Here is an 8,633-nt window from a genome sequence, read left to right on the forward strand (position 1 = left end):
GCAATGACGTCCTAAGAGGGGATATTTTGCTACTTCGTTACATCTAACTCAGGTTAATTAATAAACAAAAAAACCCCAGCTGCAAGCAGCCAGGGCACGATTTGGATGTATGTTATCCCACGTGTGGGATATTAGTAGGACGATTTGTCGTTGGGAATGTTTCCGCTGTTCGCTAATTATTTTTTCTTTTTCCTTAACTGGTTCCAGGCAATACCTCCCAAAGCTAGTGCACATAGTCCCCAGGCTATTTCCAGGTGTACATAGGAGAGAGGTATACTGGCAAGAACAGTCAAAATGCCAATGGCCCAAATCAGGTCCGCTTTGGGGTTACTTCTTCGGGTACTTATCTCACGGGTAGCCATATGCCTTTCGGCAAAGATGAATCTCAGCTTGGGGTAGTCATAAATCAAAAGCCACAGATTAAGAACAATAAGAAAGGCGTTGACATAAGGAGTGCCCTGCCAGCCAAGAGAAACCGTAACCATGAAAATATTCGAGATCATGGGCAAACACATAATTGCGCCAAGGGTGGCAAAACGCTGAGTAAGGAGTAGCAAACCTATGGTTACCTGACTGGCTCCAATAAACCGGGCATATAGCCCAAGCCCGTAGGTCGAAAGTTCATCTTCTAACCAAACAGGGCCAATAAAACCGGGGAAACTATGCTCGAAATACAGTTTGGCCATGCCGGAACTGAAGAAAGTAAGCCCTAAAAAAAATCGAACAACAATGATTAGTCTGGGCTGATGTTTTTGGAAAAGAGCTATCATATGGCTGAGGTTAATGCTAAATAATTCGTTTACGCTGCGTATCAATGGCGGCAATGGAAAAGACCACCGCGGCCAAAGCCAGACTTAGGTACACCGGTTCCATGTGGCTCCAGAGGCTAAAGTTTTCGGTACCAACCGGCCCGGAAGACAATACATGATAACCGTAGGGGTGATACCTGGCATATTCCCATCCTTGCACCAGAATCATAAACGATACAATGCCACCTACTCCAATACCTAAGGGTAGAATAAGGTTTTTGGTGCGCTGGCTTAAGTAAAAGTGTATGGATCCAAAGCCCAGTGTGGCCAGAAAGATGGTAAAACAATTGCCAAGCAAATGCCACAGATTAAACGGATCGGCAAAACCCAGGTCAGGATTGGCCAGGTGCACCAGCCAACCAACAGCGTAGGTCATTAGACCAAAGAGCATTAGGCTGCAAAACAACATGGCTATATACACCAGCATTTTGGAGCAGAACACATTCAGTCGGGAAAGCGGCTGAGCATAAATGAGTTTCCATGTGTTGGAGTTAGATTCTATGGTGTTCACAAAGAGTGCTACTATAATCACAAAGAAGGGAAACAGAAAGTTGGCAGGTCCGCTGCTAAACTGCATCAGGTTTTCCCAGGCCGTACCACCCCGGGCAACAATGGCATCGCCTCTTCTTAAAAAGGCAATGAGGTTTATGGCCGGAATAAAGGCCGGGGCCAACAAAACGAACCAAAATACAAAGGTGCTTCGGTACTTATATATTTCTGCAGAAATACCTTTTTTCAATGCTAGAATGGCCATTACTGATCAAGTTTTTTAGTGAGATTAAGAAATATCGATTCGAGATTTTGAGCTGTTGTGCTCAATCCGTATACCTCCAGGCCGGCATCTACCAACAGCTTATTTACATGCGCAATCTCCTGCCGGGATTGAATGGGTAAGATCAGTGACTGCCCGTTTTGTTCGGAAATGGTGAAGTTGCCGGTTTTGAGTACCTGAACAGCGGTGGCCACATGGTTGAGCTCTACCTTGAGCTCTGTTAGCTGGGATCCTTGACGGAGTCCGTCCAACTTGCCCTGGTAAAGCACCTCTCCCTGATCAATAATTGCAACGTCTGTGGCCAGCTTTTCAATTTCTGAAAGTATGTGGCTGGAAAGGAAAATGGTTTTCCCATGTTCGCGATTAAGGCGAATAATTAACTCCCGCATTTCTATAATCCCACTGGGATCCAGGCCGTTGGTGGGCTCATCCAAAATCAGTAATTCCGGATCAGTCAGTAAGGCAGCCGCTAAGCCTAGCCGCTGACACATACCCAGAGAGTAATGCTTGGCTTTTTTGTCGGCATTATCAACAAGGCGAACAATCCTGAGCACCTCGTCTATCCTGGATACAGGAACGTTCACCATTCTTCTAATTACCTCCAGATTTTGGCGGCCGGTGAGGTGTTTGTAAATACTGGGGTTTTCAATAAGCGCACCTACCTGTTTTAGAATAGCACTGCGGGCTGTTTCATAACTCTTGCCAAAAAGTTTTACACTACCACCTGGCGCATGAAAAAGGTCGAGTAAAATTCTAATGGTTGTGGTTTTGCCTGCTCCGTTGGGGCCTAAAAATCCAAAAATACTACCTGTGGGTACTTGCAGGCTAACATTGCTCAGGGCTTTAAAGTCTTTAAAGTAAAAATTGAGCTCCCGGGTTTCTATGCTGTATGACTCCATAAAAAATGGCTGATTTGACAGAATGACGAACCGATGAAGCACTTGGGTAACAAAGACCAGCCAAAAACACAAACGGCTTAGTCCTATCCACCAGAGGAGGTAATAAAAAAACTGTGTTTTAAAGGACACATTCGGCTTAAATCGTCAACCTTTTTCATATAACTGGTGTTAGTGAGGCATGGAAGAATCAAAAGCGGCAAAAGCTACCTCAAAAAAGTCGCCAGACCAGAAAATAAGGGACGGCTACATTGGTCATGTGCTGGAACACGGCAAGGCACCGGCTTCAATTTACCAGTTCATTAAGTCGGTAAAAATTAAGGAAGAAGACTTCTACAACCACTATAACTCGTTCGAAAGCATTGAAAAAGATATTTGGTTGCATTGGTTCAGACAAACAGTAGACACGCTAAAGACCGACCCGGTATATGATGAATATTCGGTACGCGAAAAAATGTTGGCTTTCTTCTACACATTTATAGAGCTACTTAAAACTAATCGTAGCTACATTTTGCAAACGGTGCCGCGCAAAATAAGACCTGAACTTACTCCATACTACCTCACAACCGTACGAAAGAGCTTTAAAGAATGGGTAGGAGAGTTGTTGCTAGAAGGTGAAGAAACAGAAGAGGTACAAAGCCGTCCGTTGATTGGTAAAAGATATGACGAAGCGCTTTGGTGGCAATTTCTATTTGTGCTCGGATTTTGGATTAAGGATGAAAGCAAAGCTTTTGAAAAGACCGATGCCGCTATTGAAAAGTCTGTAAACCTGGCCTTTGATCTTTTGGGGCGGGGCCCGCTCGATGCCATAGTAGACTTTGGCAAGTTTTTATTCCAGAACCGTTAATTCCAGTTCATGAAAGAACAATCTAAAATACCTACCTCTAAGGTGCAGCGTGCTGCCAAATTTGTGACTACCGGAGCCAAGGTAGGGAGCAATTATGTAAAACATTATGCAAAGAAGGCCATTAACCCTTCTCTGGGAAAAGAAGAATTGCATGCCGATAATGCCAGAGATATCTACAATTCACTAAGTGAATTGAAAGGTAGTGCACTAAAAGTGGCGCAAATGATGAGCATGGATAAGAATATGTTACCAGCCGCTTATCAAGACAAATTCTCCATGGCTCAATACAGTGCGCCACCACTTTCTTACCCGTTGGTAGTAAAGACTTTTCAGCAGTATTTTCAGAAAAATCCGATGGAGATTTTCGATACATTCACCAAGTCGGCTGTTAATGCGGCCTCTATCGGCCAGGTACACCAGGCAACCCGAGACGGCCATAAGTATGCCGTAAAAATTCAGTATCCTGGAGTGGCCAATTCGGTAAAGTCCGACCTCAAGCTGGTACGTCCGTTTGCCGTGCGCCTAATGAACCTGAACGAACGAGACCTGGATCATTACATGGAGGAGGTAGAAACCAAGTTGCTGGAAGAGACCGACTACCATCTGGAAGTAGAACGATCTATGGAGATTTCTGAGGCTTGTTCGCATATTCCTAACCTAAAATTCCCCAGATATTACCCCGATCTTTCGGCCGATCGAATTATTACCATGGACTGGATGGAAGGCAAAGTGTTGAAGGAGTTTATTAAGTCTAACCCCGATCAGGCCACCCGCGACAGAGTGGGACAAGCTATGTGGGATTTCTATGACTTTCAAATTCACACCCTCAGGCAGGTTCATGCCGACCCGCACCCCGGTAATTTTATAATTGATGACGAGGGTACACTGGGTGTAATTGACTTTGGTTGTGTAAAGGTGATTCCCGATCGGTTCTATGACCCTTACTTTAGCCTTATTCGAAAAGATATACTTACGGCCGACAATGAGCTGGAAAACCGATTCAAGGAACTTCAGTTTATTTATGACGATGATACGGCTGAGGACAAGGCCTATTTCTCAGGTGTTGTGAAAGATATGATGGGCTTGTTGGGAAAACCGTTTCATCAGGACGAATTCGATTTTGGTGACGATACATACTTTCGACAGATTTTTGAGATGGGAGAAGTAATTTCTGAATCCAAGAAATTCAGAGCGTCTGAAAAGGCCAGAGGAGCCCGGGATGGTTTGTATATAAACCGAACCTATTTTGGACTATATAATATTCTTAATGAATTGAAGGCCAGGGTGAAGACTACTAAACCTGAATGGGCTGCCCGTGTAGTGGCTTAAGGTAAATTGGAAGGAAGGGAAATGGAGCCTAAAAGGCTACTGGCTGTTACCGACTTTATGGTGAAGTTTAGGTTTTCCAGCTTTTTGAGCTTCTCGTGTTCAAAGTCAATGGGCTGCTTTAGCGTAGTAATGAGTTGGCCTGCTTCATCGTATATCTCAAAATAAATAAGCCCTTGTTTGCTTATTTCTTTCATGTCTTCTAGCAGCTCCTTGCGTTCCTTTTTCAGGTTGCGTTTTACAATGCCCAAAAACTGATCGGAAAGATTGTCTGGAACAAGTTGATAGCTGAAAAGGCATAGGGCAAACAGGCAAGCTGCCAAGAGATAGGTGAAAAGTCTGCTCATCATTGCAACTTATACCAGACAAAGCCAAACTACCCTACCTGCCTCTCAAAAATTAGGAGCAAATAGGGGATACGCCTAAGCTATTTCCAGTCATCGTTTATTTCTATCCAGTAGCCGTTCGGATCCTGAATGTAGATTTGCCTTACACCATCGGGTCTGATGGTTACTTTACCCGCCTCGCCTTCCCAGCTTTCGTAGGGTATTTGGTGTTCTTTGAGTCGGTTGATAATGGGCATGAGAGCTTCTACCGCTAAACTAAGGTGGAATGATTTGGTCAATTGTATGGCACTCATATCGCCCTGAAGCATATGAATTTGCTGGCCGCGACTGTTGCCCATCCAGTCAATTAAAGGATTGCCCGTTGGGTCTTCAATGGGCTTAAAGCCGAGGGCTTTGGCATAAAAATCTTTGCTTTGCTGTAGGTCTTTGACCACTATGGCCAGGTGATTGAATTGGGTTTGTGTTTGGGCATGTATCTGCGATACAGCCACTGTTGAAATAAAGAACAGAACGGGAATTAATTTGTGCTTTATCTTATCCATATTTTTTGGTCATATAATCGTACGATTCTTGAATAAGTTGTTCCAATACCTCCAGGTCTATATCTTCCAGCCTTTTTACGTACAGGCATGACTTTCCGGTTTTATATTTCCCCAGTTTTTTCATTAGGGAATCGTACCGCTCAAAGCCGGGCATTATGTAGAGGGTCAGATTTTGGGCGCGTGGCGAGAAGCCCACTTTCATAAAGTCACCTTCCCGGCCGCTGTCATATTTGTAGTGGTATACATCGAAACCAACAATGGCCGTGCCCCACATTTTTGCTGGTTTGCCGGTTATTCGCTCCATCATGTTTTTGATGGCAAAACTATCGGCACGTTTCTTTTCGTCTTTTACCGAATTTAGAAATGCATCAACGCTGGCGTTGTTTTCTGTGGTTTTGTTTTCGTTTTTGCCCATTGGTTCTACTATTTATCCAGTACAGGGATTTTGAATTTAGCTATTTCAGGCTCTTCATGTGCCTCTTCCATTGCTTTTCTTATCCGTTCCACAATATCGGGGTGTTTATTAGCCAGATTATGCTGTTCAGCCGGGTCGTTTTCCAAATCATACAGTTCTATGGCTAAGTTGCCTTCCATCATGTCTTTTCTAATGCCCTTCCATCGGCCCATACGTACAGCCTGTTGGCCATTATAACTCGGAAATTCCCAGTACAGAAAGTTGTGAGTGTTTTTGGCTTGCTTGCCATAAAGCACCGGAACAAGGCTTTTTCCATCGGTTTGGGGTATAACTGCGCCAGCCAGTTCGCTAATTGTGGGCAACAGATCGTAAAAAGCACCGATGTGTTGAGATATGGATTCTGAAGGAATATGTCCCGGCCATGAGGCAATAAGTGGTACACGAATGCCACCTTCGTATGTAAAACCCTTGGTGCGACCATAAGCGTTGGGGAATGGCCCCGCACTATTAAAGTATTCGGGGTCTACTCCTCCCGCATAGGTTGGGCCATTGTCGCTGGTGAAAATAATTAAGGTGTTCTCGTAAATACCTTCTTGCTTCAATAATGCAACGAGTTCTCCCACCTGATCGTCCAAGTAGTTGATCATACCTGCATAGGCGGCCTTCGGATAGGGGTGGGGAAAGTACCCATTCTGGCCCAGGTAAGGTTCTTCTTCGCCAATAATGTCTCGGTACTTTTCTACATATGGCTGTGGCACCTGTAGTGGTACGTGGGGGAGAGGGCTGGCATAGTAAAGGAGAAAGGGAGACTCTTTATCTCTGTTTTTTATAAACTCAAGTGCTTTCTCCTGCATTTTTTGCGGTGCATAGTCCGTTTGAGTAAAGGCATCGTAAGCTTGCGGATTGTATGGGTTGGCTTCTGCAGTTAGCTTGGTGCCTGGAGGCACCGTGTCATTGTTCAGGGCAACCTTAAGTTCGTTTTCCCACAAGTGAACGGGATATAAGTTGTGTGCCTGGCGCTGACAGTTGTATCCGAAAAAATAGTCGAACCCTTGCCGGTTAGGTGTGCCTTCTGTATTTGGAGCTCCTAGCCCCCATTTGCCTACCAGAGCCGTTTGGTAGCCTGCCGATTGTAATACTTCCCCCATGGTCAGGGTAGAAGCAGGGATGGGACGTTGACCTTCGAGCTCAGGGTTTTTTATGGCCGCTTTATAATTCCAAACATCTCCACGTTCTGTCCATTCGTCATTACCTCTTATAAAGGCATGGCCCGTATGCCGGCCGGTGAGCAGTACATAGCGTGAGGGTGCACACACGGGAGAGCCTGCATAAAAATTGGTGAAACGGGTGCCTTCTTTGGCCAGTGCATCCAAATGGGGAGTTTGAATCACCTGCTGACCATAGCTGCCCAGTTCGCCATAGCCAAGGTCATCGGCCATAATTAGCAATATGTTAGGCGGTTTTTGCTCCCTAGATTTAGTGCAGGCGATAGTAAGGAAAAAGCAGAATAGGACAGCGTAGCGTAAAGGCATAGAAAAAATCGTTTCTCCAAAATAGAAAAACGATTCGAATTATTTTCTTGATGAACAGGGCCTTGGACCGGTGGTTGTCAATAAAGCCCCGGAAAATTAGGTTGCGGCTAGTTGTTGCCTTTCAAGGCTTTAAAAATGTTTTTACTGTCTTTTCCTTTCTTTAGCTTAATAATGATAAGGCCTTTTTTATTTTCCAGATCATAAATTTCGAGTACTTGTTTTTGTTTAATTACCTCAATAGTTTGAATGTTTTCCGGGCCAATGGAGTCTATGTTGTCGTTGGATGTCAGTAAATAACTTTCATTGCCATATCGCACCAAAAAAGCAACATCTTCCATGGCCGGGTTTTCTATGTGGCTTCTTACTTGCACTTTGGCCTCGCTTTGATTCGTAATACTTTGGGGTTCAGAGGCATTGCCTAAAACAGGATCTACTTCCAGTAGATGGGAGCGCCTTCCTTTTTCAACGTTAAAATAAGCTCGTGTTTCAGGGTTGTCTTTCAACCATATTTGAATGAGCCCATTCTTTGCTGCATTTCCATACAGAGCCGTGGCCGATTGTCCCTTCAATACGGTTATGCTCTTTATGGCCTCCTGATCAATTTGGTCTAGCCGGGCCAATGGAGAGAGCAGAAGTTTTTCGTTTCCTAAATGTATTTCAATAAGAGGTTTCTTCTTTTGATCAGTTATAGAAGTATCTGAATGGGTGACCGTAAGTTGAAGTTTTTGTTGTTGGGCAACAACGGAAGCGGATAATGCAACAAGCAGAACAGGTAGAATCAGTAAGTTTTTCATAGCAGTAGTTTGGCGCATTTGTCTCAAAAATAAGGCCAAAGTTTTATTTTTTAGAGGATAATTTAAATTATACTGTGTGAATAGAAACTCTGCTAATTGCAGGGTTTTGCGTCTAAGACACGGAATGCACAAACCGCTATGTTTTGTTCGCCTACACCAAACAGTTTTATTCAACTTTACATTGTATGAGCAGGAGCTAAGGTGTAATTTGCCCCTCCAAAGGCATGAAGAAAGTATTTCAGTTAATTGTACTAGTGAGTCTATTAGTGGCTTGCGACTCTGATCAAGACAAGGCGGGTAGGTTTTTCATTAAAGGAAACGAAGCTTTGAATCAGGGGCAGTACAACGAAGCC

At 44.2% G+C, this 8,633-nt stretch carries 10 protein-coding genes; 2 read left to right on the top strand and 8 right to left on the bottom strand.

Going from position 1 to position 8,633, the window contains the following annotated elements; translation table 11 throughout:
* Positions 1-176 precede the first annotated feature (176 nt).
* The 3 genes from B3763_RS06945 to B3763_RS06955 are packed head-to-tail and all read right to left on the bottom strand — an operon-like array spanning position 177 to position 2,480.
* Positions 177-770, bottom strand: a complete 594-nt coding sequence (locus B3763_RS06945) for a hypothetical protein (protein ID WP_286745130.1) — start codon at positions 768-770, stop codon at positions 177-179.
* 16 nt (positions 771-786) lie between these two features.
* Positions 787-1,563 (bottom strand): ABC transporter permease, encoded by a 777-nt coding sequence (locus tag B3763_RS06950; protein WP_189629731.1) that lies wholly within the window; start codon positions 1,561-1,563, stop codon positions 787-789.
* Entirely contained in the window at positions 1,563-2,480 is a 918-nt protein-coding gene (locus B3763_RS06955) for an ABC transporter ATP-binding protein (protein WP_286745131.1), read from the bottom strand. The genes B3763_RS06950 and B3763_RS06955 overlap by 1 nt, the downstream gene beginning before the upstream one ends.
* Before the next feature lie 178 nt (positions 2,481-2,658).
* Between B3763_RS06955 and B3763_RS06960 the strand changes: the two genes are divergently transcribed.
* On the top strand, positions 2,659-3,324 hold the full coding sequence (locus B3763_RS06960; protein ID WP_189629733.1) for a TetR family transcriptional regulator C-terminal domain-containing protein: 666 nt from the start codon (positions 2,659-2,661) through the stop codon (positions 3,322-3,324).
* A gap of 9 nt (positions 3,325-3,333) precedes the next feature.
* The gene (locus B3763_RS06965) at positions 3,334-4,653 is read left to right on the top strand and encodes an ABC1 kinase family protein (RefSeq protein ID WP_286745133.1); all 1,320 of its coding nucleotides are present in this window, start codon (positions 3,334-3,336) and stop codon (positions 4,651-4,653) included.
* Here the strand turns inward: B3763_RS06965 and B3763_RS06970 are convergent.
* The 5 genes from B3763_RS06970 to B3763_RS06990 all read right to left on the bottom strand — a co-directional run bounded on the left by B3763_RS06970 (position 4,650) and on the right by B3763_RS06990 (position 8,280).
* The gene (locus B3763_RS06970; protein WP_286745134.1) at positions 4,650-5,000 is read right to left on the bottom strand and encodes a hypothetical protein; all 351 of its coding nucleotides are present in this window, start codon (positions 4,998-5,000) and stop codon (positions 4,650-4,652) included. The two genes, B3763_RS06965 and B3763_RS06970, sit on opposite strands and share 4 nt — an antisense overlap.
* 77 nt (positions 5,001-5,077) lie before the next feature.
* Positions 5,078-5,539: a VOC family protein gene (locus B3763_RS06975; protein ID WP_189629736.1), complete on the bottom strand. Its 462-nt coding sequence runs from the start codon at positions 5,537-5,539 to the stop codon at positions 5,078-5,080.
* Complete coding sequence (locus B3763_RS06980; RefSeq protein WP_286745136.1) at positions 5,532-5,954, bottom strand: DUF1801 domain-containing protein; 423 nt, start codon at positions 5,952-5,954, stop codon at positions 5,532-5,534. The genes B3763_RS06975 and B3763_RS06980 overlap by 8 nt, the downstream gene beginning before the upstream one ends.
* 8 nt (positions 5,955-5,962) lie before the next feature.
* Complete coding sequence (locus tag B3763_RS06985; protein ID WP_286745138.1) at positions 5,963-7,486, bottom strand: arylsulfatase; 1,524 nt, start codon at positions 7,484-7,486, stop codon at positions 5,963-5,965.
* A 107-nt stretch (positions 7,487-7,593) separates the two neighbouring features.
* Positions 7,594-8,280: a hypothetical protein gene (locus tag B3763_RS06990; RefSeq protein ID WP_286745139.1), complete on the bottom strand. Its 687-nt coding sequence runs from the start codon at positions 8,278-8,280 to the stop codon at positions 7,594-7,596.
* Positions 8,281-8,633: the final 353 nt, after the last annotated feature.

Source organism: Roseivirga sp. UBA1976, from assembly GCF_002336325.1.
Taxonomy (GTDB): domain Bacteria; phylum Bacteroidota; class Bacteroidia; order Cytophagales; family Cyclobacteriaceae; genus Roseivirga; species Roseivirga thermotolerans.

Coding starts and splice junctions, on each gene's coding strand:
- B3763_RS06945 (WP_286745130.1), bottom strand. CDS start 770: ATGATAGCTCTTTTCCAAAAACATCAGCCCAGACTAATCATTGTTGTT.
- B3763_RS06950 (WP_189629731.1), bottom strand. CDS start 1,563: ATGGCCATTCTAGCATTGAAAAAAGGTATTTCTGCAGAAATATATAAG.
- B3763_RS06955 (WP_286745131.1), bottom strand. CDS start 2,480: ATGGAGTCATACAGCATAGAAACCCGGGAGCTCAATTTTTACTTTAAA.
- B3763_RS06960 (WP_189629733.1), top strand. CDS start 2,659: ATGGAAGAATCAAAAGCGGCAAAAGCTACCTCAAAAAAGTCGCCAGAC.
- B3763_RS06965 (WP_286745133.1), top strand. CDS start 3,334: ATGAAAGAACAATCTAAAATACCTACCTCTAAGGTGCAGCGTGCTGCC.
- B3763_RS06970 (WP_286745134.1), bottom strand. CDS start 5,000: ATGATGAGCAGACTTTTCACCTATCTCTTGGCAGCTTGCCTGTTTGCC.
- B3763_RS06975 (WP_189629736.1), bottom strand. CDS start 5,539: ATGGATAAGATAAAGCACAAATTAATTCCCGTTCTGTTCTTTATTTCA.
- B3763_RS06980 (WP_286745136.1), bottom strand. CDS start 5,954: ATGGGCAAAAACGAAAACAAAACCACAGAAAACAACGCCAGCGTTGAT.
- B3763_RS06985 (WP_286745138.1), bottom strand. CDS start 7,486: ATGCCTTTACGCTACGCTGTCCTATTCTGCTTTTTCCTTACTATCGCC.
- B3763_RS06990 (WP_286745139.1), bottom strand. CDS start 8,280: ATGAAAAACTTACTGATTCTACCTGTTCTGCTTGTTGCATTATCCGCT.